The sequence below is a fragment of the Vibrio sp. JCM 18905 genome (genome assembly GCF_055393305.1).
Map to the genome: position 1 here is coordinate 569,038 of NZ_AP043880.1, position 25,790 is coordinate 594,827.

Genomic DNA, 25,790 nt, shown 5'->3' on the forward strand with positions numbered 1-25,790 from the left:
AGTTAGGTAATCAGTATTGTGGCAAGCCCTAAGAATACTGATAAACCAATTACATCCGTTACGGTCGTTAACGCCATACCACCAGCTAAAGCTGGGTCGATGTTCATTTTCTTTAAGAGGATTGGAATCGTTACTCCGGCAACCCCAGCGACCAATAAGTTAGTCAGCATCGCGGCGGAAATGATTCCCCCTAGCATCCAGTTACCTTTCCAAGCGACAACAATGCCGCCAATAATCAGCGCCCACATGATGCCGTTGAGTAAACCGATCGAGGCTTCTTTCATCAACAGTTCTCGTTTGTTCGAGTCACCGATATGACCAAGAGCAAGACCACGAATCACTAGTGCGACGGTTTGGTTACCAGCGACACCACCCATGGAAGGAACAATCGTCATCAATACGGCAATGGCAGCCATCTGGTCTAGCGTAGCTTCAAACATGTTAGAAACAGAAGCGGCGGCGAGTGCGGCCAACACATTAGCCCCAAGCCAGATACTGCGTTTGCGAGCTGATTTTACAACGGGTGCGAAGGTATCTTCGTCATCGTCCATACCTGCCATACTCATCATCGAGTGTTCGGCATCTTCACGGATAACGTCAACTACGTCATCGATAGTGATACGGCCAACGAGATGCTGATTCTCGTCTACGACAGGAGCAGAGACCCAGTTCCGACGTTCGAACAGACTAGCAACATCTGAATCACTGGTATCGACAGTGATCGCTTCGTCAGCATCTTCCATGATGTCGACAATTTTGACATCAGGCTGGGTCGTGATCAGCAGAGTAATGGGTAGTTCACCAATCAGTTTGCTTTCTTCATCAATGACATAAAGTGCATCCGTTGCTTCGGGTAGTTCACCTTTCATACGCAGATAACGTAAAACCACGTCCACATCTACGTCACCACGAATCGTGATAACGTCGGTGTTCATCAGCCCACCTGCAGTGTCTTCTGGGTAGGACAGGGCGGTTTCGACACGCAGACGGTCAGAGGAGTCCATTTGCGACAGGACTTCGCGTGACAGGTTGTCTGGCAAGCTACGCAGTACATAAGCCACGTCATCGGTATCCATGCCTTCTGTCGCTTCTGCAAGCGCTTCTGGTGCCATTTTGGATACGAGACTATCTTTGACGTCTTCGTTCAGTTCGTCGAGGATTTCACCGTAGTCTTCAGGGTCGGTGAGTTGCCAGAGAACTTCACGGCTTTTGCGTGGAGAGGCTTCTAAAAGGTGAGCTATATCCTCAGGTTCCATGTCCTGTAACTGACGACGAACATGGACGAAGCGGCCATTTTCTAGCGCTTCTGTGACTTCTTGGAGGGCTTGGTGAGCTTGGTCGAATTCAATTTGCTCTGCCATTCATTCCTCCCAATTCCTGATATTTACAATGCGTTGAATAATAACTTAATTCTAGGCGCCTTTTAATAACAACTTATGATACTAAGCAAATTTATTTATTGGCGCAGTCAGGGGAAGGGGAGTGAGAGGTAATAAAAAAGCGAGTAAATTACTCGCCTTCATCAAATTTATCTTCGATTAAGTGGCAAACGGCATCCAGTGCTTCTTCTGCTTGCTCACCCGCAGCGTGGATTGTGACGTACTGTCCTTGAGCAGACTCAAGCATTAATAAACCCATTACGCTGTCTGCTGTGGCGGTTTTGTCTTCTTCATTGTCGATAGTGATGACCGCTTCAAAGCTCTGGGCCAGTTCGACCAGTTTGACGGCTGCGCGAGCATGTAAGCCAAGGCGATTTTGAATCAATACTTTACGACTTAACTCCACAGCTACTCCTTAGTGTTTTTCTCTAGTGAGGTATGGCGAATTTGCACTTGGTGTCCTTTATTGGCGAAGTACTCACCGATTTGCTGAGTTAAGTACACCGAACGGTGTTTACCACCGGTACAACCTATTGCAACGGTCAAATAGCTGCGATTGTTTTTCTCGAGCAGAGGTAACCAATTCTCTATAAAGTTTTCAATTTGGTATTTCAAACTTAACACCGATTGGTGCTGCTCCAAAAATGCGGCGATAGGGGCATCCAAACCCGTAAGTGGGCGCAACGCTGGTTCCCAATGCGGGTTGGGCAAGAAGCGAACGTCGAATACGTAATCGGCATCGGAAGGCAGGCCATATTTGAAGCCAAAAGACTCAAATACCATAACAAGCCCTTTGCGATCTCTGCCTTCAACACGCATACGCACGGTTTCACTCAACTCATGCAAAGATTGTCCACTGCTGTTCAGTACAAGATCGGCATGCGCTTTAAGTGGTGTTAAAATTTCTTTCTCACGCTCGATGGCTTGGTCAAGGGAGAGAGAGGTGCCACCTAAAGATAAAGGGTGGATTCGGCGTGTTTCGCTGTAGCGTTTGAGTAGCGTTTCCTTATTGGCGTCCAAGAAAAGCACGGTCACATCAAGCTCTGTTTTCAACTGCTCCAGTGTACCAGTCAGTTCTTTTAGCTTTTTAGGGATATTGCGAATATCAATGCTTACCGCAACATTCTGCTTGCTGTCAGCAACAGAGTGAACAAATGCGTCCAGCAAATTCACTGGGAGGTTATCAACACAGTAATAACCTAAGTCTTCCAGTACGCGCAGCGCAATACTCTTACCGGCACCTGAGTGCCCGCTAACCACGATTAGTCGCATGATGTCCGTCCTGCTTATTGGTGAATCATGATGTCGTAAAGTTCTTCATCACTCTGAGCATTGCGCAGTAGTTTCAATACTTGCTTATCGCTCAGACGTTCTGCCATAGAGGATAGAGTCTTGAGGTGCTCTTTGCACTGTTCTTCTGGTACAAGGAGCGCAAAAAGAAGGTCGACAGGTCGATTATCAATCGCATCGAATTCAATTGCTTCATCACATTGCAGCAAGACAGCAATAGCCTTGTCGCTCGATTGCATTCTAGCGTGTGGGATCGCAATACCGTTTCCGATACCAGTACTGCCCATTTTCTCTCTGTTGAGCATGCACTCGAACAGTTCGGTAGAATCTTGGCCCGTTTGATCAGCCACGATGCGGCTGATCATTTCAAGGGCGCGTTTTTTACTCGTGCAGTGGACCGCACTCTTGGTGCAGTCCAATGACAGTATTTCGCTCAGTTGCATGATTAATGACTGTTTAGTTTTTCTTTGTGCTTATTGAGTTGGCGAACCAATTTATCTACCAGCGAATCGATCGCGGCATACATATTTTCGTCATCAGCTGATGCGTGGATTTCGCCTTGATTTATATGAAGCGTAGCTTCCGCGATTTGAGTGATTTTTTCAACTTTTAGTACAACATGTACTTGATTGATATGGTCGAAGAACCTTTCGAGCTTCTGAAACTTAGAATTTACATAGTCTTGCATTGAATCGGTAAGATCAACGTGATGGCCTTGAATATTGATTTGCATAGACTTTCCTTTTCAGTTAGTGCCTTATAATAGGCGTTTACGCTGACTTGAAGGGGCAATTCCCAAGGATTCTCGATATTTGGCTATCGTACGTCTCGCGACCTGAATCCCTTGGTCAGCCAGAAGAGCAGCAATCTTGCTATCACTCAATGGCTTAGCAGTATTCTCTGCTGCGACCAGTTTTTTAATGAGTGCGCGAATTGCTGTTGACGAACATTCTCCGCCGTTGTCAGTACTAACATGGCTAGAGAAGAAGTACTTCAATTCAAAAATGCCACGTGGTGTATGCATAAATTTTTGTGTTGTTACACGAGAAATCGTGGATTCATGCATGTCCACTGCCAAGGCTACATCATTTAGTACCATTGGCTTCATGGCTTCCTCACCATACTCGAAGAAATCTTGTTGATGTTCAACAATACATCTTGCAACTTTGAGTAGCGTCTCGTTTCTACTCTCTAAGCTCTTAATTAACCATTTTGCCTCTTGCAAATTGCTGCGGATGTACTGGCTATCCGCGCTATTGCCTTTGCCTAATTGAGCATATTGTTGATTTACTTTTAATTTTGGAACGCTATCTGGGTTGATAGAAACGGTCCATTTGCCGTTGTCTTTAAAAACGGACACATCTGGAATTACGTACTCGGTATCATCCGGTGTGATACGGCTACCGGGACGAGGATCTAACTGCTGGATAAGTTTGAGGACTTCACGGAGATCGGCTTCTTTCAGCTTAGTCTCTTTGATGACGAGCTTGTAATCACGGTTCCCCAGGTGATCAATATGATCCGCAAGAATCATTTTGGCTTCAGCAAGCCACGGTGTGTCTTCTGGGAAAGTCGCTAGCTGTAGCAGTAGGCACTCTTGTAAGTTGCGTGATGCCACACCGAGCGGATCGAACTGCTGAATACGTTTACGAACGGCTTCTACTTCGTCTAACTCAATCTCTTCGTTATCGAAGCTCTCATGAATTTCTTCAGGAGATAGGGTTAGGTAACCGTAGTCATCAACAGCGTCAATAATCGCTAATGCAATCGTACGATCGGTTTCACTGAATGGTGTCAGGTCAAGCTGCCACATTAGGTAGTCATGCAATGATTCCGTGGTTTCGCCTTGGTAGACGGGCATATCATCGTCAAGAGCTAAGCCAGTGCTACCGGTATTCGCGCTGTAGACGTCATCCCAAGTGGTATCGATTTCAAGTTCAGAGCTGATCTCTGACTTCTCAATTACGTCTGAACTGTCTGGAACGTCAATGTCTGCTGGTTCGTTAGCACTGTTGCTATCAGCAGCCTCGACCGCTGATTTATCTTCACCGTTTGCTAGAGGCTCATCTTGGCCTTCTTCAACTTCCAATAATGGGTTTGAATCCAATGCTTCTTGGATTTCCTGTTGAAGATCGAGTGTCGACAGTTGCAGTAAGCGAATCGCTTGTTGCAACTGTGGCGTCATGGCTAACTGTTGACCTAGCTTGAGTTGTAATGAAGGTTTCATTCAGTGTTACTTACCTTGTAATGCTCAGAATCTTACCGTTCCTAATATAATCATAGACGGAATTGTTCGCCGAGATAAACTTGTTTCACCTGTTCATTATTGAGAACTTCTGCCGGAGTTCCCGATGCAATTAGGTGCCCTTGGCTTACGATATAGGCTTTTTCGCATACGTCCAGTGTTTCACGCACGTTATGGTCAGTGATTAACACTCCGAGGCCGCGATCGCGTAGATGCTCGATGATTTTCTTGATGTCATTAACCGAGATTGGGTCAACACCTGCGAAAGGTTCATCCAACAAAATGAATTGAGGGTTGGCTGCTAAAGCGCGAGCGATTTCCACTCTGCGTCGCTCACCCCCTGATAGTGCCATACCTGCACTGGTTCTGATGTGCTGAATGTGGAATTCTTCCAACAAATCTTCCAGCTTATCTTGGCGCTCTTCACGTGTCATTTCTTGACGAGTTTCGAGTACAGCCATGATGTTATCTTCTACCGACAGCTTACGGAAAATCGACGCTTCTTGCGGAAGGTAGCCAATCCCGAGACGCGAACGACTGTGCATCGGCAGAATACTGATGTCTTTATCATCAATGGTGATGGTGCCTTCATCTCGTGGCACTAAGCCGACAATCATATAAAACGAGGTGGTTTTACCTGCGCCGTTTGGGCCTAGCAGCCCAACAATCTGACCAGATTCAACTTCCAAGCTAACATCGGTTACGACTTTGCGCTTTTTGTAGCTTTTCGCCAAGTTTTTCGCACTCAGTACTGCCATATTAGTTCTCTATCTGATTGGGTTGCAAAATGGTCGTAACGCGCTCTTCCTTAGAGCTATCAGCGACTAGCTTTTGTTTACCAATTTGGTAACGAATCGAAGAACCTTTAATAGTGTTGTTGTCTTGTGCCAGTTGCGCTTGACCTTTCATGGTCAATTCGTCTGTAGAAATACGGTAATCCAGCTCCACAGCTTGACCACTCAGTGTCTTACCATCGTCCATCAGCTGAGAAAACTTCGCAGGTTTACCAAATGCTTGAATCTGTTTGATGGCTTCGGTTTTAGGATCGCGCGTTACCACGATTCTATCAGCATCGATATTGATGCTACCTTGCTTAAGAGATACATCGCCTTTAAAGATAACCTGGTTACTCTTCATATCCACCTGTTGGGTGTCAGAGTTAATGTAAACCGGTTGTTGAGTATCCGACTTAAGTGCCAGCGCTTGAGGCGCCGCCAATACCAGTGCCAGTAGGCTAAGGTGTAACGGTTTCATATCGACCTTGAACTTCGTCTGTCAGAGTTGCGGTATGCTGCTTTAAGTTGCCTTGCATTGCGCCTCCAGTAGTTTCAAATTGTGGCCCAACCAACATGACCTGTTGATCAGCTTTAAAATCACGATTGGTTAGATTAATGACTAACTTGTCTGTTGCCATGGTATCAAAACTCGCACCTGGCAGAAGATTTTGCATTAAGACTTTGTCATATAACGTTAAGACTTGGTCTTCATCTAACACGGCTCTTGTGGCCGTCACCTTCCATTCAATGACGCTACCTTCACGGTAAACCATCAAAGTCGGGTTATTAAAAATGGTATCTCCACTCTTAGCATAATGGTCTAAGTTCGTGGAGCGGATGATGTAACTGCGGACACCATCTTCACCATAGGTGATGTTTTCCAGTCCAGTACCACTGAACATGGGCAGTTCAGAATCTGGTGCTACTTGAATTGCGTCGTTGCCTTTTGGGGTCAGTAGGTAATAACCGCACCATGCGACAACGAAGATCAAGAGCAAATAAATAAGGCGAGTAAAACTCATATAATGAAGGCCTATCGTTTAGCTCAGTACTTCCCTGACCATTGCCTTTATTTGTGTAATAAATGATTTAAATGTTTGTGCTGATATTACATCACGCCAGCTTTTAGTAAATCGTGCATGTTCAGTGCACCCACAATTTTTTCGTCTTTACATAAAATCAGAGCGTTAATATTTTTATTCTGCATCAAGTTCAAACCTTCAACCGCTAGCATATCAGGGTGCGCTGTGGTTGGATTTGTCGTCATGACTTCGCCAATCGCGGTCGTATGAATATCAATGCGTTTGTCTAAGGTGCGACGTAAATCACCATCGGTGAATATACCAAGCATAGCATCGTGTTCATCGACGATAGCGGTCATGCCTAGCCCTTTTTCTGAAATTTCAAGCAGGGCATCACGAATCAATGCGTTTGGAGAAACTTTAGGTAACGCTTCTCCAAAGTGCATAATATCAGACAACTTAAGCAGCAGTTTTCTCCCTAACGCGCCACCTGGATGAGACAGGGCAAAATCTTCGGCAGAAAAACCACGCGCTTGAAGTAGGGCTACGGCTAGTGCGTCTCCCATTACTAATGTGGCAGTGGTACTGCTGGTCGGTGCCAACCCTAGTGGGCAAGCTTCTTGAGGTACCGTGATTTGCAGGTGCAAGTCAGACAGTTTTGCCATATTGGATTCTGGCTTGCCTGTCATGCTAATTATCTTGATGTTCAGGCGTTTTAATACCGGAAATAGAGACAGAATTTCGTTTGACTCACCAGAGTTAGAAATTGCGAGCACAATATCTCCAGGGCTGATCATGCCCAAGTCGCCATGTGCTGCTTCGCCAGGGTGAACGAAAAACGCAGAAGTCCCCGTGCTTGCCAGAGTCGCAGCAATCTTGTTACCAATGTGGCCTGACTTGCCAATACCCATAACGACTACTTTGCCGCTGTTGGAAAGGATCAGTTCGCACGCTTTCTCAAATTGATCATCAAAGTAGGTATCCAGCTCTTGCAGAGCAGCAACTTCGATATCAAGAACTTGTTTAGCAGCAGCGCGAAAGTCAAATTGATTGGACATATCAGTTCTCTACTTATTTATCGTGGTAATTAAGCGGCCATGTTTGCGAATAAGTACACTTGATAACCTAGGAAGCATGCAAACAAGATTGCACCTTCAATACGGTTAATACTGCGTGATTTACCCAAACACATCGCGACAAGTAATAGTGAAACGCCTAACATGACCCAGAAGTCACGTCCCATCGCGTACTCACTCAGCACCGATGGATTAATGATGCCAGGAATGCCCATTACGGCCAGAATATTAAACACATTCGAGCCAATAATGTTACCGACGGCCATGTCGTCTTCACCTTTTAAAACACCAGCAAGCGATGCTGCGAGCTCAGGTAGACTAGTGCCGATGGCAATGATAGTCAGACCGATGACAAGATCGCTCATGCCAAAATACTTTGCAATAATCACCGCGTTATCCACTAGCATGCTTGCTGCCAAAGGAAGCAGTATCAGGCCAATAACCACCCACATGATCGCTTTAGGGTTGCTGACGCCTTCTGGGATCTCTGACTCTTGGTCATCAAGAAAAACATCACCTGATTTTTGTTCTTTGCGGCTGATCTGCAACATAGCAAATAAAAATGCCCCAAAGAGTACAAACAATAAGACACCTTCATAAAAACCGAGATGGCTATTCCAAAGCAGAATACCGGCGAGTACTGTTACAGCAATCATTAATGGCAGTTCCCGGCGGATGACCGCGGAGCTAATCGACAGAGGCTTGATGAGTGCTGTAATACCTAGGATTAACGCGATGTTCGCGATGTTTGAGCCTAAAACGTTACCCACGGCAGTATCGGTTTTTCCGTCCCAGGCTGCGGTTGCAGAAACCATCATCTCTGGCGCAGAAGAGCCCATCGCAAGGATTGTCATGCCGATGACAAGAGGTGAAATACCGACGTTGCGGGCTATCGCTGCAGAACCAAAAACAAGTTTATCTGCACTCCATACGAGCAAAACAAGACCGACTATAAGCAACGCTACGGCTTCGAGCATGAGAATTCCTAAGTATTAAATAAGTAAAATGAATAACCGCTAATTTTGACCTTTTGCGGCCTAAAATGGAAGATAAACGACGAATAAATTAAAGGTTAGTAACGAAAATGTATGCAAATGTCGTTCATTTAAATCAGCAATTCTTGTCTAGGATTTAAACACTTTGCGCTGATTTGATCGTAATCCACAAAAAATTGCAGGTATATACTCGACTTTATTTAATTGAACAGTGCTTTAAATTCAAAGCCAATGTGCTTATGATTGCAGCCTAATAAATGTACCGACGTTACTTTATTAAACGTGAAATTCAACTCCGTTGTGTGTCTGGTTGATGATGCCGTGAGTTGCAACGCTCCGACAGTAGAAGAGATGATATGTCGAACAACGATTTAGTCACCGTGAACAACCTCACTTTTTCACGGGGAGATCGCAAGATCTTTGATGGTATTGATCTGCATGTTCCTGAGGGCAAAGTGACGGCCATTATGGGACCATCGGGAATTGGTAAAACAACACTGCTGCGTTTAATTGGTGGTCAGTTGTATCCCGAGCAAGGAGAGATCTGGTTTGATGGCGACAATATTCCCTCTCTCTCGCGTAAAAAACTCTACCATGCTCGAAAGAAAATGAGCATGTTGTTTCAATCAGGAGCTTTATTCACTGATTTGAATGTCTTTGATAACGTTGCCTTCCCATTGCGAGAGCATACGAATTTATCTGAAGAGCTAATTCGTACCATGGTGCTGCTTAAGCTTGAAGCCGTCGGTTTACGCGGCGCGGCACAATTGATGCCAAGCGAGCTATCGGGTGGCATGGCTAGACGCGCTGCGTTGGCGCGTGCGATCGCCCTGGATCCTGATTTAATCATGTACGATGAACCATTTGTCGGACAAGACCCAATCACCATGGGTGTCTTGGTTGAGCTCATTAGTAATCTAAATCAAGCGTTAGGTTTAACTTCTATAGTCGTTTCTCACGACGTGCCTGAAGTGATGAGTATTGCCGATTGGGTTTATCTGATGGCCGATGGCAAAATTATCGCTTTTGGCACACCAGAAGAGCTTAATCAGAATCCTGACCCTCGCGTTCAGCAGTTCTTACAAGGTGATGCAGATGGTCCTGTACCGTTTCGCTTCCCTTCTCAAAGTATCGAAAAGGACTTATTTGATGGTCGATAACTTTATGCATTTTGTCGCCTCACTAGGTAGACGAACGCTCTCCATCTGCGGAGCATTTGGTCGTGCGACTTTCATGCTGATTGGGGCACTGTTTACTAAGCCACAACCGCTCAAAAGCTTTCCTCTGCTCGTTAAACAACTTTATTCCGTAGGCGTCCAGTCTCTGGCGATTATCGTCGTATCTGGGTTGTTCATTGGTATGGTCTTGAGCCTACAAGGCTATGTTGTGCTGGTGGATTACGGCGCAGAGGGCAGTTTGGGGCAAATGGTGGCGCTCTCATTGCTACGTGAATTAGGGCCCGTTGTCACTGCACTTCTGTTTGCTGGTCGCGCAGGCTCTGCGTTAACTGCAGAGATAGGTTTGATGAAAGCGACGGAGCAACTTTCTAGCCTTGAAATGATGGCGGTAGATCCTTTGAAAAGAGTGATTGCGCCACGTTTTTGGGCTGGCGCTATTTCAATGCCATTACTGGCTATGATTTTCATGGCGGTGGGTATTTGGGGCGCCCAGCTTGTTGGTGTTGACTGGAAAGGTGTTGACCATGGCAGTTTTTGGTCAGCGATGCAGTCCTCAGTTGAACTAGGACAGGATATTGGTAACAGTATGATCAAGTGCTTTGCGTTTGCAATTACGGTTACTTGGGTCGCTCTATTTAATGGTTATGATGCTATTCCAACTTCGGAAGGGATCAGCCGAGCAACTACGCGCACTGTTGTGCATTCTTCTTTAGCAGTACTAGGACTAGACTTTGTACTGACCGCATTGATGTTTGGGAATTAATCATGCAACAAACACGTAAAACTGAATTATGGGTTGGCAGCTTTGTATTAGCGGGAATTTGCGCGATTCTTGTGATGATTTTTCAAGTTGCTGACGTAAAAAGCATTGGCTCTGGTGATACTTACACCCTCAAAGCTGAGTTCGATAATATTGGTAGTTTAAAAGTTCGCTCGCCAGTAAAAGTGGGTGGGGTTGTGATTGGCCGGGTAAGCAATATTTCACTTAACCCAGATAACTTATTACCTGTTGTAACTCTATCGATCAATAGCAAATACAATCAATTCCCAGAAACGTCAAGCGTACAAATTTTGACGTCTGGCTTGATTGGTGAGCAATACATTGGTTTAGTACCAGGCTTTGTTTTTGACGATGAAGTCATGCTGGTCGATGGCGATACCATCGAAGACACCAAATCAGCGCTCGTGCTTGAAGACTTAATTGGTCAAGTGCTTTACAGCGTAGGTGGTTCAGACGATTCAAGTAAGGAATAACTATGTTAGCGAGATTATTACTTTCAGTTTGTGCTGTGTTTAGCGCGTTTGGTACAAGTGCAGCAGAAGTGGATAAAACTGAACCTTATAAGATGATGAAACAAGTGGCTGAAGTCACGTTCGAAAGATTAAAAGCCGAGCAGCCGAAAATCAAACAAGACCCAGATTTACTTAAGGTGATTGTTGAAGAAGAGCTAATGCCTTACGTCAACTACCGCTATGCTGGGTTAAAGCTCCTAGGTCCAAACCTAAAAGGAGCGAAACGTGAAGACGTACTTGAGTTTATCGATGCATTTCGCGCGTACTTAATTGCTTCTTATGCCCAAGTGCTAACGCAATACAGTGACCAGAAAATTGAATTTGGTCCTGAGCCTAGCATTGATGACTCTAAGCGTATCACCAGTATTAAAGTTGATATCATCGATACGCCGCGTCCAAACATCAAGCTAGAGTTCAAATTGCGTAAAGACAACAAATCTGGTGAGTGGGAAGCGTTCGATATGATTGCGGAAGGCATTAGTTTACTCTCTAGCAAACAGTCAGAATGGAATAGCAAAATTCGTCAAGAAGGCATTCTATCTGTCGCGAAAGATCTAGAAAAATTAGCTGCGGAACCGGTTCGCTTTGAGGCGAAGAAATAATGGCCCAGACTCCCGCTCAGTGGCAATTAGATCAAAACATTCTTAAGCTAACAGGGGCACTTGATAGAGATACGGTGCCCTCATTGTGGGCGTATGCTCAGCAATGGCAACCAGCTCAAGCTGAGCTGGAATGCTCGTTAAAAGAGATAGAGCGCGTCGACTCTGCAGGAATGGTGATGTTAATCCACTTATTAGAGCATGCAAAAAAGCAAAACTGTCATATAATGCTCAGTTTCGTGCCGGCGCAACTGCGCACTTTGTTTCAACTGAGCAATGTTGAATCTTTAGTGGCCAAACACATACAGAATTATCAGGGGTAAATTGTGGATAGCGCAAAAGTACAACAGTTATTAGAAGAAGCACTAAACCTTCAAGAAGTGCATGTAAAAGGTGAAGGTAGCCACTATGAGGTGGTTGCTGTTGATGCTTGTTTCGATGGAATGAGCCGCGTTAAGAAGCAGCAGTTAATTTATGGTCCTCTGATGGAATACATCCAGCGTAACGACATTCACGCATTATCAATTAAAGCGTTCACACCAGAAGAGTGGGCTCGTGATAAGAAACTGATGTCGCTTTAAGGTTTATTGATGGAAAAGTTTCGAGTTATTGGGTCAGATAAACCACTCGTTGGTGAAGTGACCATTTCCGGTGCAAAAAACGCAGCACTGCCGATTTTATTTGCGTCTATCTTGGCGGAAGAGCCTGTAGAAGTGGCAAACGTGCCACACCTTCGTGATATCGATACAACCATGGAACTGCTTAAGCGTTTAGGCGCGAAAGTAAGCCGTAATGGTTCTGTTCACGTCGATCCTAGTAGCATTACTGAATACTGCGCACCGTATGATTTGGTGAAAACCATGCGTGCTTCTATTTGGGCTTTGGGCCCGCTCGTAGCGCGATTTGGTCAAGGTCAGGTTTCTCTACCTGGCGGTTGTGCTATCGGTGCTCGTCCTGTTGATCTGCATATTTCTGGCCTAGAGCAGCTGGGCGCAACGATTACGCTTGAAGATGGTTACGTTAAAGCTGAGGTTGATGGTCGTCTAAAAGGTGCGCACATCGTGATGGATAAAGTCAGCGTAGGCGCGACGATCACCATCATGTGTGCTGCAGCACTTGCTGAAGGCATTACAACACTAGACAACGCGGCGCGTGAACCTGAAATTGTAGACACCGCGGATTTCCTAAATAAGCTTGGTGCAAAAATTTCTGGTGCAGGTACAGATACGATCACGATTGAAGGTGTTGAGCGCCTAGGTGGTTGTAAACACAACGTAGTTGCCGACCGTATTGAGACAGGAACATTCCTTGTCGCTGCCGCGGTATCTGGTGGTAAAGTAGTATGTCGTAACACTAACGCTCATTTGCTTGAAGCGGTTTTAGCCAAGCTAGAAGAAGCTGGCGCGCTTGTCGAAACGGGTGAAGATTGGATTTCAGTTGATATGACTGATCGCGAGCTGAAAGCAGTGAGTGTACGTACAGCGCCGCATCCAGGCTTCCCGACCGATATGCAAGCGCAATTTACGCTACTAAACATGATGGCGAAAGGCGGCGGCGTGATCACTGAGACTATCTTTGAAAACCGCTTTATGCACGTACCAGAACTCATGCGTATGGGCGCGAAAGCCGAGATTGAAGGCAACACCGTTATCTGTGGTGATGTTGAGTCATTAAGTGGTGCGCAAGTCATGGCAACCGACCTACGAGCTTCGGCTAGTTTGGTAATTGCGGGCTGTATTGCTAAAGGCGAAACCATCGTTGACCGTATTTACCATATCGACCGCGGTTACGACAAAATCGAAAATAAACTGGCTGCACTTGGCGCAAATATTGAGCGAGTGAGCGAGGCAAGTTAAACTGCACCGCAGGTAACTTGGATATCAAGAGAGCCGAAACCTGAGTTTCGGCTTTTTTATATCACTCTCATGACCATAGTTATCCTTTATGGAAAGAGAGAAATTAATAGCTGTATCTGGCAAAAGCCGGTTCCTGGAGAACAAGAATGATTGCACTGTTACGTGTATTTGCTGTCGCTATCTTTGCGATTGTTATGTTTATTGGTGGTTGTGGTTACTGCCTGTTAAGCCCCCGAAACCCTAAGCACGTTTTCACTTTTGGCCGCTTGTTTGCCAAGATGTCTCGTGTATTTGGGATTAAGTTAGAGCTGCGTATCCCTGAAGATGCGTATTCACGCGGACAACATGTTTACATTGCTAACCACCAGAACAACTGGGACATGTTTACTGTTTCTGCTGCTGTGACCCCGAAAGTTGTGACAGTAGGTAAAAAGAGCTTGGCTTGGATGCCACTGTTTGGTCAGCTTTACTGGCTTACGGGTAACATCCTGATTGACCGAGCGAATCGCTCTAAAGCAAAAGGTACTATCGATCAGGTCGTGAGCAGCATGAAAGAAAGTGATGTTTCGGTGTGGATGTTCCCAGAAGGCACGCGTTCTCGTGGGCGTGGTTTGCTGCCATTCAAAACAGGTGCTTTTCATGCGGCAATTGGTGCAGGTGTGCCAATCATTCCTATCGTATGTAGCTCGACGAATAAAATTAAGCTGAACCGTTGGAACAATGGTCATGTGATTGTTGAAATGCTACCTCCAATCAGCACTGAAGGCTATGGTAAAGAGGGCATTCGCGAGTTAGCGAATATCTGTCGTGAACAGATGAAAGAGAAGCTTGAATCGTTAGATGAAGAAGTCAAACAGCGCAACGCTGCTTAAGTTTTACTGCGATATCATCACGAAAAGACAATAAAAAACGGGTAGCCTGAGCTACCCGTTTTTTTATGTTTGTCAGCAAGTGCAATTATTTGCGAACAGCGATTGCTTCAATCTCGATGCCAACATCTTTTGGTAGGCGAGCCACTTCTACACAAGAACGTGCAGGGTAGTTTGCTACGCCGTGCTCATCAAAGAACTTGCCGTAAACTTCGTTCACCGTGCCAAAGTCGTTTAGGTCTTTAACAAAAACCGTTAGCTTCACGATATCTGACACTTTAAGGCCTGAAGATTCAACCACAGCCTTTACGTTTTCTAGAGACTGACGAGCTTGCTCTGCGATATCAGCAGACACTTCACCTGTCGCTGGGTTTACTGGGATTTGGCCTGAAGTAAGAACCATGTTACCTAGATCTACGCCTTGAACGTAAGGACCGATTGCTGCTGGTGCAGATTCAGTGTGAAGTACTTTCGTCATTTGATTTTTTCCATCAGTTGTAGGGAATAAAGATTCTCAGTTTGCCTCTAAACCCGTGGTAGGTAAAGAGTAAAATACCCCGACATTGCGGGGTATTTTAAACGTATCACGCCCAGTCGTACGGTGTGTTTATCGTTCGGTTACGATCTCGCGTGAGAACACTTTCTCACAGTACTTACACTTTAGGCGGATTTCTTGTTTCTTCTCGAACACGCTAAAGCTGCTTTCTACTGGTTCATTGTGAGAAATACAGTTTGAATTTGGGCATTCGAAGACATCATTGATGCGCTCTGGAAGCTCTAACGCGAGCTTTTTCACCACTTCATAATTCTCGATTTGGTTCACGGTCGCGTGCGGAGCATACAGCGCCAACTTGCTCGCTTGCTCTTCATTAATAAACACATTTTCTATTTTCAGTAGATCTTTATGACCGAGTGCTGATGATGGCAAGTTCAGACCAATAGTAACGCGCTGTGATGAATTGTGCATATCGAACAGTCTTAGTACTTTGATGCCGATTTGCGCAGGGATGTGGTCGATGACCGTACCATTTTTGATTGCTTCTACCTGCAATTGAGTTTCTTTAGCCATGGGTTTTCTCCTCGATTACAGTGTTTCGTTTAGAACAAGCGCCAACAGTGCTTGGCGAGCGTATACGCCATTTTGAGCTTGCTGGAAGAAGTAAGCATGAGGCGTTTTATCAACATCGGTTGTGATTTCATCCACACGTGGTAGTGGGTGGAGTACTTTTAGATTCTCGCGCGCCCCTTCGAGTAATGCAGCTGTCAAAATATACGCCGATTTAATGTGCGCGTACTCCGATTCGTCAAAACGTTCTTTCTGTACGCGCGTCATGTACAGAATATCCAGTTCAGGAATCACACTTTCCATGTCTGTGTGTAGGCTATATTGAATGCCAGCTTCGTCTAGCTCTTCGCAGATGTAATCTGGCATTGCCAATGCTTCTGGTGCAACAAAGAAGAAGCGGATGTTGTTAAACTTTGCTAAGGCTTGAGTCAGAGAGTGCACCGTGCGGCCATATTTTAGGTCACCGACGAACGCGACGTTCAAGTTGTCTAGACGACCTTGTGTTTCCGCGATGGTGTATAGGTCGAGTAGCGTTTGAGTTGGGTGTTGGTTTGCACCGTCACCCGCGTTGATCACTGGCACGCCATTTGAAAATTCAGAGGCCAAGCGAGCGGCGCCTTCTTGTGGATGGCGCATCACAAAGGCATCGACGTAAGAAGAGATGACCTGTACTGAATCTGCGAGTGTTTCGCCTTTTTTCGCCAGAGAGGTATTACCATCATTATCAAAGCCAATCACGTCACCACCAATGCGTTGAATCGCTGTTTCAAACGATAAACGTGTACGTGTTGATGGTTCAAAGAAACAACTGGCAACGACTTTGTTTTTAATCAGTTCTGGTCGAGGTGCTTTTTTAAGGCTGCCTGCTGTTTCTACGATAAGTTCCAGCTCTTCACGTGAAAGCTCTGGAATAGAGATGATGTGCTTCTGGTAAAGCGAGTTCGCCATGATCTTCTTCCCTATAACATTGATGACTATATCCAAATTGCCGAAAGGAATTTTGGACATAAAAAAACCTCCCCAAATGGGGAGGTTTTAAAATTCAATAGAATTAACGAAAATAACACCACGTAAGCGTAGTCGCTTAGCTAGAGCAAATCGCGTTTTCATGTCGGCAATTAGCTTGGTCATTTCTTAATCCTCAGACAAATTGCCGAGCATTATACGCTTAACTTTCGTGAGCGCAAGCGATTACATCATGGTTTTTGGCAGCTGTTTTGGCTTGCTAGTTTAGCTTCCTAATGTTGCTACCATCACGGCTTTGATAGTGTGCATACGGTTTTCAGCTTCGTCGAATACGATGGAGTATTCTGACTCAAATACCTCTTCTGTTACTTCAAGCCCTTTCATGCCGTATTTTTCAGCGACTTCTTTGCCGACGGTAGTTTCATCATTGTGGAAAGCCGGAAGACAGTGCATGAATTTCACATGTGGATTACCCGTTTGTTTAATCACGTCCATATTGATTTGATATGGTGTCATTAAAGCCACACGTTCATCCCATGCCTCAGCGGATTCACCCATAGATACCCAAACATCGGTGTAAAGGAAGTCACAACCCTTCACGCCTTCCTCCACGCTTTCAGTTAATGTGATTTTTGCACCAGTTTGCTGCGCGATAGTTTGGCAAGTCGCCACGAGATCTTCTTCAGGCCAGAACGCTTTTGGCGCGACAAGGCGAATATCCATGCCCATTTTAGCGGCCCCCACCATGAGCGAGTTGCCCATATTGTTGCGTGCATCGCCTAGGTAAGCGAAGGTCATTTCATGCAGCTGCTTACCGCGTCCGTGCTCTTGCATGGTAAGGAAATCGGCAAGGATTTGGGTTGGGTGGAACTCATCAGTCAAACCATTCCACACTGGAACACCAGCATAAGTGCCAAGTTCTTCAACAATGGATTGGCCAAAGCCGCGATATTCGATGCCGTCATACATGCGACCTAAGACGCGTGCGGTGTCTTTCATTGATTCTTTATGGCCAATCTGAGAACCAGAAGGGCCGATGTAAGAGACTTGAGCGCCTTGATCAAAAGCTGCGACTTCAAACGCACATCGGGTACGAGTCGAAGATTTCTCAAAGATGAGTGCAATGTTTTTACCTTGAAGTGTCTTCTGCTCTGTTCCTGCATATTTTGCTTTTTTTAGCTCTGCAGACAGTTCGAGCAAGAACTGGATTTCTTTGGTTGAGAAATCCAATAGCTTCAAAAAGTTGCGGTTACGTAAATTGAAAGCCATAGCTCGTCCCTTAGTACGTGTGATTGAATTAATAGAATGCATTAAAACATATAAATGCTTTATTTGTGAATAATTATTTTTATGTAAAACTAAAAAAGGTTGATGCATTCACATCAACCTTAGTTTTTATTCATTTAATGTAAAAGGACGAATTGGTTATATATCGTCTCGTTCTATCGGACAACTCATGCAGCGGGCGCCACCACGGCCACGGCCAAGCTCGTTACCTGGGACTGTCAGTACTTTGATACCAGCTTTGTCGTATTTTTCGTTGGTGTATACATTGCGTTCGTAACCAATCACAACGCCCGGTTTTACGGTAAGAACGTTATTGGCGTCATTCCATTGTTCGCGCTCAGCTTCATAACTGTCACCACCCGTGGTGATGATTTTCAGCTGATCTAAGCCAAGAGCAGATTCAATCGCATGTAGGTAGTTATGAGATGCTTCAACATGCATTTCACCATTGCCTTTTGGTGTTAAGCGCCATGTGTCGAGATCTTTGCGCATGATCTCTGGGTAAACAGAGAACGTGTCCACATCCATATGGGTCATAACGGTGTCTAAATGCATGCATGAACGGTGTTTAGGCAGATCAATCGCAATCACTTCGGTTGCTTGTCCTGCCTTAAACAGGCTCGCTGCAAGGTTTTCTACACCTTGCGCGGTCGTGCGCTCAGACATACCGATCAGAACTGCACCTTTACCAATAACCAACACATCACCGCCTTCGACATTCGCATTATCATAATGCAGATCATCATCACCGAAGTATTTGATAAAGTCTTGGCCAGCAAAAATTGGGTGCCAACGATAAATCGCACGTAAGTGGTTTGTTTCACGTTGGCGTGCAGGCATCATCATTGGGTTGAGCGATACACCACCATAAACCCAGCATGAGGTATCACGCGTAAATAGGTGGTTAGGTAGTGGCTCAATAACAAAATCCAGCGGACGCTTCATTTTTGGCAGCATAGAAGATGAGGTGATCGGCAGCTCTGAGTAAGCTAAGCCACCTAAAAAGATGCTGGCAAGGTGTTCATCATCCATTTCTGAAAAATATTGGCGTAGGTCTCGCGCAAAGGTTGGCCCGTAACGAAAGTCAGAAATCTGAGTATCTAGCAGCCACTGTTTTGCTTCTGGAACGGCGAGGGTTTCGACCAGTAAATCGTGGAGGAGAAGCACTTCTACATCTTGATCGCGTAGCGTGCGTGCGAACGCATCGTGCTCTTCACCTGCCGCTTCTACAGCAAGAACATCATCAAACAGTAATTCATGACAGTTTGATGGAGTTAAGTGGGTTAGGGCGCGCTCTGGGCGATTTAATAGAACTCGTCGAAGTTGACCAACTTCTGATCCAACGTACAGCTTGCTCATTTTGTATCCTTACAAATTTTCCAGCCGTTAGTTATGACAAGCTTCCTAGAAAGATGCAAATCACTACACTTTGTCTATATTCTGAGTTTTTATTGTTTTTTAGATTTTAGTTTTGTCTGTTTTTCTTATTAAGTCTTGGTTTGGGTTTAAATTCTATTTTGTGAAATGTGGAGAGCGTGCGTTTTTATTCTAATTTCCCCGTTGAGAAAGAATACATGCATAGTGCATAAAACGTGCATTTTTATTCTCAATTATGCATTATTAAAGTGAATTTATTCGTTATGCTTCTTCGTTTTACACGTGAGTGTATTCAAGAAAGCGCCATAAACACGCACAGAAAGAGAAAATAACCGCATTAAGTGTCAGTTAGGATGTTCTGAATATTAAAAAATGCCATTTTTTGTTAATTTTTTGTTTCTTTGCGTGGTCGGTTTAATATTTATATTCAAATAACCGATAAGAATCGCGGTGGTATGATGTTTGTTTGTGGCTTTTCATCGCAATCCATGCCATATTTCACCGGATCAGCATACTCAGTATCGGGTATAGTGTTTCTATCAAGTAACTAATCTGGAGCCAAAACATGTCTCACGAAGATGAATATCTATCAGTAGAAGAATTAATTGAGATTCAAAAGGAAGAGACTCGCGATATCATTGCAGCATTGCTAGAAGATGGCAGCGATCCAGATTCGCTATACGAAATCGAGCACCACCTGTTTGCAGAAGATTTTGACACGCTAGAAAAAGCGGTAGTTGAAGCATTCAAGATGGGCTTTGAAGTGCTTGAAGCGGAAGAAACTGAAGATGAAGATGGCAACAAGTTGCTTTGCTGTGACGCAACCATGGAATCAGCATTAGACGCAGAAGCCATTGATGCGCAAGTTGAAAAACTGATTCACTTGGCAGAAAAATACGACATCATCTATGACGGTTGGGGTACGTACTACGAAGGCGAAGATGCGCTTTACCCTGAAGAAGATGAAGACGACGAGTAATCAAAGCTCACCTCTTTTAGAAAAACCAGCGTTTAACGCTGGTTTTTTTATACCTTGAAAATGGCATCCAACAACAGATGAATGTGGAGGTGATAAATAATTCACATTGAGTTTATAGGGGATTTCTCCCTATAATGCGTGAAAATTGATCTAGCGCAAGGTGTATATGCAACTCTCACTCGCCGGTTTATGGCAAGTCTCTCCACTGACGGACCTCTCGACTCCACAGGATGACATCACTTTTCCCGCCCCTTTAAGTCTGGTCCTGCCTGATGAATTGACGGAGGAAGCGATCCGTCAACAAGAATGGCACCTGATGCATGACATTGAAGTGGATGAGGCGATGATGGCATTTCCTGCAGTGGAAATGGTAATGGGTGGTGTTGATTACCATGCGGAGGTACGTTTGAACGGCGTGGCTGTGTTTGATTGTGATGGCTCGCAAAGTGTGTATAAGAAAGACATTCGCCCATACATGCAAATGGGGCGTAATCGCTTTGAGATATTGTTCCTAGAGGAAGAAGAAGATCTTTTATTCGATGAGGATAAGCCAGAGCTGTGCCCGCTTTCTGAACATCAATATAAGAAAAGTGATGAGCGACTGGGCGTGTGGCAAGAACCGTACTTGCAGTTTATTCGCAACGTGCGTTTAGATCGCGTGGCAACCGAGCAGATTTGGCACCATGGTGGCGGGTGTGAATTTAAGGTCGATTTGTATTACCAGACATTTGCGCCAGGACTAGTGTCAGCAGCGGTAAAGTTTAATGGCATGACTTACCATATCCCAATTGACGTTCGTGCAGATCACGCCAGTGCACTCTTTCAGATTGAAGCGCCAAAGTATGCTGATCTTAATGACCCTGATCCAAATGATCTCTATCAGTTGTCTGTTGAATTGGATGGGCAACGCCAAAACTTCACTGTTGCATTGAGCCAGGAGCTTTGCGTTACCCATGTTGTGCTTTAACGTCTGATAATATTTTTTATTACAATACCTTAAGCATTACGACTTCACATGCATCATGCCCTGTTTGTCCAAGCGGGGCATCGAGATGCTCAAAGCCTAGCTTTTCATACAAGCCTACCGCCTCTCTTAGACATTCGGTCGTTTCTAAATAGCACTGTTGATACCCAAACTGTTTCGCCAGTTGTAAGCTCAATGCGACGATGCGTTTGGCTAAACCGTGTCCTCGTGTTTGAGGTAAGAAGTACATCTTTTGCAGCTCACACACATTTGGCTCACCAGCTAAAGGGGCAAAGCCACCGCCACCAACGATCTCTCCGCGATGTTCAATGACCCAATAGGCGGCGCCGCATTGATTGTAAACCGAATACATATCATCAAGCGTTGGATCGGCCACACCATAACCTTTGTCTGCGGTTAAGCCGTGTTCTGCGGAGACTTTACGAATTACGTCTGCCACTTGCGGATTGTCTGCTTTGGTAAGAGGTCGAAGGGTGTATTCCTCTGCCTGACACACTTTTGTTAGCCCTTTTAGGTAAGTCTCTAGACCAAGTTTGAGTTGTTCTTGCTCACAGTCATCAAGTTGTGTAAGCAACTGCTCAAAAAAGCTGTTTTGCTGTTGGTCTAGTTGCGCTAACGCCTGCTGTCCTTGAATTGTGAGCACTACGAGTTGGCTTCGTTTATCTTTCGGGTTTTCGATGCTCTCAACCAAACCTAATTTAATCAAACCAGTAATGGTGCGGCTTGCATTGGACTTGTCGACACTAAGCTGCTGCGCCAGTTGGTTGATGGTCAATGGCTGCAATTGGATTTCACCTAATGCGTGCGCTTGTACCGGGGTAAGAGCGACATCGCCGCATTGTTTATCGAGCATACCAAGCAATCGGACGGCTTGACGGGAGTAGTGTCGGAGTTGACGAGCGTTCATTATCACTTACCTCTAAAAATAAAGTTGCGCACCGCAATTAAATTAATTGCGGTGCGCAACTTTGTCAATGATAAATGTCATTTGGCTCGTTAGGAGATGTAGTGAGCCTCCATGTTTAAGCGTGGCGATGTAAACAAAACTGCGGTGCTGGAGTTTTTGCTGATGATTTACGCATCCATACTTTCTCGTGGAAGTAGTAAGCCACCGTATTCAAACTCGGCTCTAGCATCGCCATTACGCCGCCGACAAATGCATCACCTGTTAGTAAGTAAACCACGGTAAAAGCGACGCTGAAGTGCACGGTCGCAAAGCTTGCGGTTTTTAATTTGGTCATCCACTGACGAGCTTTAAGTGCTGGGACTTTTGCCCATGCCTTTTCATGAAAGTAGAAGGCTACGGTGTTCACTGAAGGCTCAATCATGGCAATTAAACTACCAATTAAAATGTCGCCTGTGAGTACGTAAGCGACACTAAATGCGATAGTAAAATGCAGTGCTGCGAAAGTTAGTGTCTTTTTCATGATAATTACTCAATCGTGTTTGTTTCGATGAGTTCATTATCGATAATAATTCTCATTAATGCTAATGGATGATGAGTATTGTTGCGATAGGGGAAAGCTATTGATGATGGTTTTTGGTGAAAGATATACAAAAAAGGTTGACCATGATGGCCAACCTTTGGATTCAAAGTGAGAAGTGTTAGTTCTTCTCTTTCACTGAGGCTTAAAGTGCAGCGATCGTTGTCTTCTGCTCTTCTAGCTTAGCTAGTGTCTCTTTGTAGCCTTCAAGCTTCTCACGCTCTTTAGCAACAACCGCTTCCGGTGCTTTCGCCACGAAGCCTTCGTTACCTAGTTTGCCTTCGATACGCTTGATTTCGCCATGAGCCTTTTTGATTTCGCCATCTAGACGAGCAAGCTCTGCATCTTTGTCGATCAAACCCGCCATTGGGATCATCAGCTCAGACTTACCAACCAGTGCCGTTGCACACGCAGGGGTCTCTTCGCCAGCTTCAAGCACGCGTACTGCTTCTAGCTTCGCTAGAGACATCAATACTTGTTTGCTTGCTTCTAGACGAGAGGCGTCTTTCTCATTCGCTGCTTTCAGCATAACGTCTAGAGGCTTGCCCGGGTTGATGTCGTACTCAGCACGTAGGTTGCGGATGCTAGTGATGAACGCCTTCACCCATTCGATATCGTCTAGCGCTTCTTGGTGGAAGTTTGCTTCGTCGAATTGAGGCAGCGTTTGTAGCATGATTGTCTCGCCCTCAACACCGTCAACTAGTGGCTTGATGCTTTGCCAGATAGTTTCTGTGATGTAAGGAATCACTGGGTGAGCCAGACGTAGCGTCTTCTCAAGTACCGTGATTAGTGTACGGCGAGTACCACGCTGTTGCGCTTCAGTACCTTTCCATAGAACGGGTTTAGTTAGCTCTAGGTACCAGTCACAGAATTGGTTCCAGATGAATTCGTAAAGTGTGTTTGCAGCCATATCTAGACGGAAGTTGTCGATATGGTTGTTGAACGCTTTCGCTGCGAGTTCAAACTGAGACTCGATCCACTTGTCTGCTAGTGAGTACTCGATCTCACCTTCACCAAAACCACAATCTTGCTCTTCTGTGTTCATCATTACGTAACGGCTTGCGTTCCATAGTTTGTTACAGAAGTTACGGTAACCTTCAAGACGCTTCATATCCCAGTTGATATCGCGACCTGTTGATGCCATTGCTGCAAGGGTGAAACGCAGTGCGTCTGTACCGTATGCTTCGATACCGTTTTCAAACGTCTTACGCGTGTTCTTCTCGATCTTCTTCGCTAGCTGAGGCTGCATCATGTTGCCACAACGCTTCTCTACTAGAGACTCTAGGTCGATACCATCGATCATGTCGATTGGGTCAAGTACGTTACCTTTCGACTTCGACATCTTGTCGCCGTTTTCGTCACGGATTAGGCCGGTAACGTAAACTGTCTTAAATGGTACTTGTGGTTTGCCATTTTCGTCTTTCACGAAGTGCATGGTCATCATGATCATGCGCGCAACCCAGAAGAAGATGATGTCGAAACCAGTTACTAGAACGTCTGAAGGGTGGAATACTTTCAGATCGTCAGTTTGCTCTGGCCAACCTTGAGTACCGAACGTCCATAGCGCAGAAGAGAACCATGTATCCAGTACGTCTTCGTCTTGGTGCAGCTCAATTACTGACTCTAGGTTGTTGTTCTTGCGAACTTCTTCTTCAGTGCGACCTACGTAAACATTACCTTGGTTGTCGTACCACGCTGGGATGCGGTGACCCCACCATAGCTGACGAGAGATACACCAGTCTTGAACGTCACGCATCCAAGAGAAGTACATGTTTTCGTATTGCTTAGGAACGAATTGGATGTCGCCGTTTTCTACTGCTTCAACTGCTGTTTTCGCTAGAGGCGCAGTACGTACGTACCATTGGTCAGTTAGCATTGGTTCGATAACCACGCCACCACGGTCGCCGTAAGGAACTTGTAGATCGTGATCTTTCACTTCTTCAAGTAGACCTAGCTCGTCGAATTCAGCAACGATAGCTTTACGAGCGGCAAAACGCTCCATACCGTGGTATTTAGCTGGTAGCTCAGTGCTGTAAGCGTCGCTTGCTTCGCCGTTAGTGTTGAATACTTCTGCTGCGTCGCGGATGTTCGCGTCGAAAGTCAGAATGTTGATCATTGGTAGCTGGTGGCGCTTACCAACTTCGTAGTCGTTGAAGTCGTGCGCAGGTGTGATTTTCACACAGCCAGTACCTTTTTCCATATCTGCGTGCTCATCGCCCACGATTGGGATGCGACGATCAACGATAGGAAGGATGATTTCTTTACCGATAAGATCTTTGTAACGTGGATCTTCTGGGTTAACTGCAACACCCGTATCGCCTAGCATGGTCTCTGGACGAGTCGTTGCAACAACGATGTAGTCTTTGCCATCCGCTGTTTTAGCGCCATCTGCTAATGGGTAGCGGAAGTGCCACATGTTGCCTTTAGTATCTTTGTTCTCTACTTCTAGATCTGAAATCGCTGTGTGTAGCTTTGGATCCCAGTTAACTAGACGCTTACCGCGGTAGATTAGATCGTCTTCGTATAGACGTACGAACACTTCTTGAACGGCGTTAGATAGACCATCGTCCATCGTAAAGCGCTCACGGTCCCAGTCTACTGATGCGCCAAGACGACGAAGCTGTTTAGTGATAGTGCCACCAGATTCGCCTTTCCATTCCCAGATTTTGTCGATGAAAGCTTCACGACCGTAATCGTGTTTTGTTTTGCCTTCTTCTGCAGCGATCTTACGCTCAACAACCATCTGAGTTGCGATACCAGCGTGGTCAGTACCTACTTGCCAAAGGGTGTTTTTACCCTTCATACGTTCACAACGGATAAGCGTATCCATGATCGTATCTTGGAACGCGTGGCCCATGTGTAGGCTACCAGTGACGTTCGGTGGCGGGATCATGATGCTGTATGATTCTTTAGTAGTGTCACCGTGTGGCTTAAAGTAGCCTTTCTCTTCCCAAGTCTGATACAGAGCTTGTTCGATTGAAGTTGGGTTGTATGTCTTTTCCATAGCGCTCTTTTAATGGATACGTTGATGGTTGAATCTTAGTCAATCTTTATAAGTGAGGGATCTT

The 25,790-nt window shown here is 45.3% G+C and carries 30 protein-coding genes; 10 read left to right on the forward strand and 20 right to left on the reverse strand.

The window, feature by feature from the left end; all coding sequences use genetic code 11:
* Nucleotides 1-2: 2 nt before the first annotated feature.
* The 11 genes from mgtE to ACZ5ZC_RS19305 all read right to left on the reverse strand — a co-directional run bounded on the left by mgtE (nucleotide 3) and on the right by ACZ5ZC_RS19305 (nucleotide 8,765).
* Complete coding sequence (gene mgtE, locus ACZ5ZC_RS19255) at nucleotides 3-1,361, reverse strand: magnesium transporter (protein ID WP_006742352.1); 1,359 nt, start codon at nucleotides 1,359-1,361, stop codon at nucleotides 3-5.
* Nucleotides 1,362-1,509: 148 nt separating this feature from the next.
* Nucleotides 1,510-1,785 (reverse strand): HPr family phosphocarrier protein, encoded by a 276-nt coding sequence (locus ACZ5ZC_RS19260; RefSeq protein WP_005396244.1) that lies wholly within the window; start codon nucleotides 1,783-1,785, stop codon nucleotides 1,510-1,512.
* Nucleotides 1,786-1,787: 2 nt separating this feature from the next.
* Entirely contained in the window at nucleotides 1,788-2,651 is an 864-nt protein-coding gene (gene rapZ, locus ACZ5ZC_RS19265) for an RNase adapter RapZ (RefSeq protein ID WP_006742353.1), read from the reverse strand.
* Nucleotides 2,652-2,665: 14 nt separating this feature from the next.
* Nucleotides 2,666-3,112, reverse strand: a complete 447-nt coding sequence (gene ptsN / locus ACZ5ZC_RS19270) for a PTS IIA-like nitrogen regulatory protein PtsN (RefSeq protein ID WP_005381116.1) — start codon at nucleotides 3,110-3,112, stop codon at nucleotides 2,666-2,668.
* 2 nt (nucleotides 3,113-3,114) lie between these two features.
* Nucleotides 3,115-3,402 carry a ribosome hibernation promoting factor gene (hpf, locus tag ACZ5ZC_RS19275; protein WP_005381114.1) on the reverse strand — a complete coding sequence of 96 codons (288 nt, stop codon included), beginning with the start codon at nucleotides 3,400-3,402 and terminating at the stop codon, nucleotides 3,115-3,117.
* Nucleotides 3,403-3,426: 24 nt separating this feature from the next.
* Complete coding sequence (locus ACZ5ZC_RS19280) at nucleotides 3,427-4,896, reverse strand: RNA polymerase factor sigma-54 (RefSeq protein WP_005396241.1); 1,470 nt, start codon at nucleotides 4,894-4,896, stop codon at nucleotides 3,427-3,429.
* Nucleotides 4,897-4,946: 50 nt separating this feature from the next.
* Entirely contained in the window at nucleotides 4,947-5,672 is a 726-nt protein-coding gene (lptB, locus tag ACZ5ZC_RS19285; protein ID WP_005396240.1) for an LPS export ABC transporter ATP-binding protein, read from the reverse strand.
* Between the two features lies 1 nt (nucleotide 5,673).
* A complete protein-coding gene (gene lptA, locus ACZ5ZC_RS19290) occupies nucleotides 5,674-6,168 on the reverse strand; it encodes a lipopolysaccharide transport periplasmic protein LptA (protein WP_005396239.1) in 495 nt (164 codons plus the stop codon).
* On the reverse strand, nucleotides 6,149-6,712 hold the full coding sequence (gene lptC, locus ACZ5ZC_RS19295) for an LPS export ABC transporter periplasmic protein LptC (protein WP_005396238.1): 564 nt from the start codon (nucleotides 6,710-6,712) through the stop codon (nucleotides 6,149-6,151). Before lptC ends, lptA begins: the two co-directional genes overlap by 20 nt.
* 86 nt (nucleotides 6,713-6,798) lie before the next feature.
* Nucleotides 6,799-7,770 (reverse strand): arabinose-5-phosphate isomerase KdsD, encoded by a 972-nt coding sequence (gene kdsD, locus ACZ5ZC_RS19300; protein ID WP_005396237.1) that lies wholly within the window; start codon nucleotides 7,768-7,770, stop codon nucleotides 6,799-6,801.
* 29 nt (nucleotides 7,771-7,799) lie between these two features.
* Nucleotides 7,800-8,765: a calcium/sodium antiporter gene (locus ACZ5ZC_RS19305; RefSeq protein ID WP_005396236.1), complete on the reverse strand. Its 966-nt coding sequence runs from the start codon at nucleotides 8,763-8,765 to the stop codon at nucleotides 7,800-7,802.
* Nucleotides 8,766-9,139: 374 nt separating this feature from the next.
* On the opposite strand from ACZ5ZC_RS19305, the gene mlaF reads away from it, so the two are divergent.
* From mlaF to ACZ5ZC_RS19345, 8 genes are all read left to right on the forward strand, one after another.
* A complete protein-coding gene (mlaF, locus tag ACZ5ZC_RS19310) occupies nucleotides 9,140-9,943 on the forward strand; it encodes a phospholipid ABC transporter ATP-binding protein MlaF (protein WP_054868194.1) in 804 nt (267 codons plus the stop codon).
* Entirely contained in the window at nucleotides 9,933-10,724 is a 792-nt protein-coding gene (gene mlaE, locus ACZ5ZC_RS19315; RefSeq protein ID WP_005396234.1) for a lipid asymmetry maintenance ABC transporter permease subunit MlaE, read from the forward strand. Before mlaF ends, mlaE begins: the two co-directional genes overlap by 11 nt.
* Before the next feature lie 2 nt (nucleotides 10,725-10,726).
* On the forward strand, nucleotides 10,727-11,215 hold the full coding sequence (gene mlaD, locus ACZ5ZC_RS19320; protein WP_012841383.1) for an outer membrane lipid asymmetry maintenance protein MlaD: 489 nt from the start codon (nucleotides 10,727-10,729) through the stop codon (nucleotides 11,213-11,215).
* Between the two features lie 2 nt (nucleotides 11,216-11,217).
* Complete coding sequence (gene mlaC, locus ACZ5ZC_RS19325) at nucleotides 11,218-11,856, forward strand: phospholipid-binding protein MlaC (RefSeq protein WP_006742355.1); 639 nt, start codon at nucleotides 11,218-11,220, stop codon at nucleotides 11,854-11,856.
* Nucleotides 11,856-12,176 (forward strand): STAS domain-containing protein, encoded by a 321-nt coding sequence (locus ACZ5ZC_RS19330; protein ID WP_005396231.1) that lies wholly within the window; start codon nucleotides 11,856-11,858, stop codon nucleotides 12,174-12,176. The genes mlaC and ACZ5ZC_RS19330 overlap by 1 nt, the downstream gene beginning before the upstream one ends.
* A 3-nt stretch (nucleotides 12,177-12,179) precedes the next feature.
* Nucleotides 12,180-12,434: a BolA family iron metabolism protein IbaG gene (gene ibaG / locus ACZ5ZC_RS19335; protein WP_005396230.1), complete on the forward strand. Its 255-nt coding sequence runs from the start codon at nucleotides 12,180-12,182 to the stop codon at nucleotides 12,432-12,434.
* Nucleotides 12,435-12,443: 9 nt separating this feature from the next.
* Entirely contained in the window at nucleotides 12,444-13,709 is a 1,266-nt protein-coding gene (gene murA / locus ACZ5ZC_RS19340) for a UDP-N-acetylglucosamine 1-carboxyvinyltransferase (protein ID WP_464932199.1), read from the forward strand.
* 146 nt (nucleotides 13,710-13,855) lie between these two features.
* Complete coding sequence (locus ACZ5ZC_RS19345; protein WP_005381088.1) at nucleotides 13,856-14,581, forward strand: 1-acylglycerol-3-phosphate O-acyltransferase; 726 nt, start codon at nucleotides 13,856-13,858, stop codon at nucleotides 14,579-14,581.
* A gap of 85 nt (nucleotides 14,582-14,666) precedes the next feature.
* Here ACZ5ZC_RS19345 and ACZ5ZC_RS19350 read toward each other — a convergent pair whose 3' ends face one another.
* The 6 genes from ACZ5ZC_RS19350 to arcA form a co-directional block, all read right to left on the reverse strand.
* A complete protein-coding gene (locus ACZ5ZC_RS19350; RefSeq protein WP_005381087.1) occupies nucleotides 14,667-15,056 on the reverse strand; it encodes a RidA family protein in 390 nt (129 codons plus the stop codon).
* 129 nt (nucleotides 15,057-15,185) lie between these two features.
* Entirely contained in the window at nucleotides 15,186-15,647 is a 462-nt protein-coding gene (pyrI, locus tag ACZ5ZC_RS19355; protein ID WP_005381086.1) for an aspartate carbamoyltransferase regulatory subunit, read from the reverse strand.
* A 15-nt stretch (nucleotides 15,648-15,662) separates the two neighbouring features.
* Nucleotides 15,663-16,592, reverse strand: coding sequence for an aspartate carbamoyltransferase (pyrB, locus tag ACZ5ZC_RS19360; protein ID WP_005397473.1), 930 nt, complete (start codon nucleotides 16,590-16,592; stop codon nucleotides 15,663-15,665).
* A gap of 87 nt (nucleotides 16,593-16,679) precedes the next feature.
* Nucleotides 16,680-16,775, reverse strand: a complete 96-nt coding sequence (locus tag ACZ5ZC_RS19365; protein ID WP_031780631.1) for a hypothetical protein — start codon at nucleotides 16,773-16,775, stop codon at nucleotides 16,680-16,682.
* Between the two features lie 99 nt (nucleotides 16,776-16,874).
* The gene (locus ACZ5ZC_RS19370) at nucleotides 16,875-17,879 is read right to left on the reverse strand and encodes an ornithine carbamoyltransferase (protein WP_012841385.1); all 1,005 of its coding nucleotides are present in this window, start codon (nucleotides 17,877-17,879) and stop codon (nucleotides 16,875-16,877) included.
* A 156-nt stretch (nucleotides 17,880-18,035) separates the two neighbouring features.
* The gene (gene arcA, locus ACZ5ZC_RS19375; protein ID WP_006742359.1) at nucleotides 18,036-19,256 is read right to left on the reverse strand and encodes an arginine deiminase; all 1,221 of its coding nucleotides are present in this window, start codon (nucleotides 19,254-19,256) and stop codon (nucleotides 18,036-18,038) included.
* A gap of 583 nt (nucleotides 19,257-19,839) precedes the next feature.
* Between arcA and rraB the strand changes: the two genes are divergently transcribed.
* Entirely contained in the window at nucleotides 19,840-20,253 is a 414-nt protein-coding gene (rraB, locus tag ACZ5ZC_RS19380) for a ribonuclease E inhibitor RraB (RefSeq protein WP_005381081.1), read from the forward strand.
* Between the two features lie 166 nt (nucleotides 20,254-20,419).
* Nucleotides 20,420-21,220 (forward strand): glycosyl hydrolase 2 galactose-binding domain-containing protein, encoded by an 801-nt coding sequence (locus ACZ5ZC_RS19385; protein WP_464932200.1) that lies wholly within the window; start codon nucleotides 20,420-20,422, stop codon nucleotides 21,218-21,220.
* A gap of 19 nt (nucleotides 21,221-21,239) precedes the next feature.
* On the opposite strand, the gene ACZ5ZC_RS19390 is transcribed toward ACZ5ZC_RS19385, so the two are convergent.
* The 3 genes from ACZ5ZC_RS19390 to ACZ5ZC_RS19400 all read right to left on the reverse strand — a co-directional run bounded on the left by ACZ5ZC_RS19390 (nucleotide 21,240) and on the right by ACZ5ZC_RS19400 (nucleotide 25,726).
* Nucleotides 21,240-22,145 carry a bifunctional helix-turn-helix transcriptional regulator/GNAT family N-acetyltransferase gene (locus tag ACZ5ZC_RS19390; RefSeq protein ID WP_464932201.1) on the reverse strand — a complete coding sequence of 302 codons (906 nt, stop codon included), beginning with the start codon at nucleotides 22,143-22,145 and terminating at the stop codon, nucleotides 21,240-21,242.
* 115 nt (nucleotides 22,146-22,260) lie between these two features.
* Nucleotides 22,261-22,665 carry a DUF2061 domain-containing protein gene (locus ACZ5ZC_RS19395; protein ID WP_464932202.1) on the reverse strand — a complete coding sequence of 135 codons (405 nt, stop codon included), beginning with the start codon at nucleotides 22,663-22,665 and terminating at the stop codon, nucleotides 22,261-22,263.
* A gap of 202 nt (nucleotides 22,666-22,867) precedes the next feature.
* Nucleotides 22,868-25,726, reverse strand: a complete 2,859-nt coding sequence (locus tag ACZ5ZC_RS19400; RefSeq protein WP_464932203.1) for a valine--tRNA ligase — start codon at nucleotides 25,724-25,726, stop codon at nucleotides 22,868-22,870.
* Nucleotides 25,727-25,790: the final 64 nt, after the last annotated feature.

What these genes read in the sequence shown, in the direction of transcription:
- mgtE (WP_006742352.1), bottom strand. Translation starts at nt 1,361, where the DNA reads ATGGCAGAGCAAATTGAATTCGACCAAGCTCACCAAGCCCTCCAAGAA.
- rapZ (WP_006742353.1), bottom strand. Translation starts at nt 2,651, where the DNA reads ATGCGACTAATCGTGGTTAGCGGGCACTCAGGTGCCGGTAAGAGTATT.
- ptsN (WP_005381116.1), bottom strand. Translation starts at nt 3,112, where the DNA reads ATGCAACTGAGCGAAATACTGTCATTGGACTGCACCAAGAGTGCGGTC.
- hpf (WP_005381114.1), bottom strand. Translation starts at nt 3,402, where the DNA reads ATGCAAATCAATATTCAAGGCCATCACGTTGATCTTACCGATTCAATG.
- ACZ5ZC_RS19280 (WP_005396241.1), bottom strand. Translation starts at nt 4,896, where the DNA reads ATGAAACCTTCATTACAACTCAAGCTAGGTCAACAGTTAGCCATGACG.
- lptB (WP_005396240.1), bottom strand. Translation starts at nt 5,672, where the DNA reads ATGGCAGTACTGAGTGCGAAAAACTTGGCGAAAAGCTACAAAAAGCGC.
- lptA (WP_005396239.1), bottom strand. Translation starts at nt 6,168, where the DNA reads ATGAAACCGTTACACCTTAGCCTACTGGCACTGGTATTGGCGGCGCCT.
- lptC (WP_005396238.1), bottom strand. Translation starts at nt 6,712, where the DNA reads ATGAGTTTTACTCGCCTTATTTATTTGCTCTTGATCTTCGTTGTCGCA.
- kdsD (WP_005396237.1), bottom strand. Translation starts at nt 7,770, where the DNA reads ATGTCCAATCAATTTGACTTTCGCGCTGCTGCTAAACAAGTTCTTGAT.
- ACZ5ZC_RS19305 (WP_005396236.1), bottom strand. Translation starts at nt 8,765, where the DNA reads ATGCTCGAAGCCGTAGCGTTGCTTATAGTCGGTCTTGTTTTGCTCGTA.
- mlaF (WP_054868194.1), top strand. Translation starts at nt 9,140, where the DNA reads ATGTCGAACAACGATTTAGTCACCGTGAACAACCTCACTTTTTCACGG.
- mlaE (WP_005396234.1), top strand. Translation starts at nt 9,933, where the DNA reads ATGGTCGATAACTTTATGCATTTTGTCGCCTCACTAGGTAGACGAACG.
- mlaD (WP_012841383.1), top strand. Translation starts at nt 10,727, where the DNA reads ATGCAACAAACACGTAAAACTGAATTATGGGTTGGCAGCTTTGTATTA.
- mlaC (WP_006742355.1), top strand. Translation starts at nt 11,218, where the DNA reads ATGTTAGCGAGATTATTACTTTCAGTTTGTGCTGTGTTTAGCGCGTTT.
- ACZ5ZC_RS19330 (WP_005396231.1), top strand. Translation starts at nt 11,856, where the DNA reads ATGGCCCAGACTCCCGCTCAGTGGCAATTAGATCAAAACATTCTTAAG.
- murA (WP_464932199.1), top strand. Translation starts at nt 12,444, where the DNA reads ATGGAAAAGTTTCGAGTTATTGGGTCAGATAAACCACTCGTTGGTGAA.
- ACZ5ZC_RS19345 (WP_005381088.1), top strand. Translation starts at nt 13,856, where the DNA reads ATGATTGCACTGTTACGTGTATTTGCTGTCGCTATCTTTGCGATTGTT.
- ACZ5ZC_RS19350 (WP_005381087.1), bottom strand. Translation starts at nt 15,056, where the DNA reads ATGACGAAAGTACTTCACACTGAATCTGCACCAGCAGCAATCGGTCCT.
- pyrI (WP_005381086.1), bottom strand. Translation starts at nt 15,647, where the DNA reads ATGGCTAAAGAAACTCAATTGCAGGTAGAAGCAATCAAAAATGGTACG.
- pyrB (WP_005397473.1), bottom strand. Translation starts at nt 16,592, where the DNA reads ATGGCGAACTCGCTTTACCAGAAGCACATCATCTCTATTCCAGAGCTT.
- ACZ5ZC_RS19365 (WP_031780631.1), bottom strand. Translation starts at nt 16,775, where the DNA reads ATGACCAAGCTAATTGCCGACATGAAAACGCGATTTGCTCTAGCTAAG.
- ACZ5ZC_RS19370 (WP_012841385.1), bottom strand. Translation starts at nt 17,879, where the DNA reads ATGGCTTTCAATTTACGTAACCGCAACTTTTTGAAGCTATTGGATTTC.
- arcA (WP_006742359.1), bottom strand. Translation starts at nt 19,256, where the DNA reads ATGAGCAAGCTGTACGTTGGATCAGAAGTTGGTCAACTTCGACGAGTT.
- rraB (WP_005381081.1), top strand. Translation starts at nt 19,840, where the DNA reads ATGTCTCACGAAGATGAATATCTATCAGTAGAAGAATTAATTGAGATT.
- ACZ5ZC_RS19385 (WP_464932200.1), top strand. Translation starts at nt 20,420, where the DNA reads ATGCAACTCTCACTCGCCGGTTTATGGCAAGTCTCTCCACTGACGGAC.
- ACZ5ZC_RS19390 (WP_464932201.1), bottom strand. Translation starts at nt 22,145, where the DNA reads ATGAACGCTCGTCAACTCCGACACTACTCCCGTCAAGCCGTCCGATTG.
- ACZ5ZC_RS19395 (WP_464932202.1), bottom strand. Translation starts at nt 22,665, where the DNA reads ATGAAAAAGACACTAACTTTCGCAGCACTGCATTTTACTATCGCATTT.
- ACZ5ZC_RS19400 (WP_464932203.1), bottom strand. Translation starts at nt 25,726, where the DNA reads ATGGAAAAGACATACAACCCAACTTCAATCGAACAAGCTCTGTATCAG.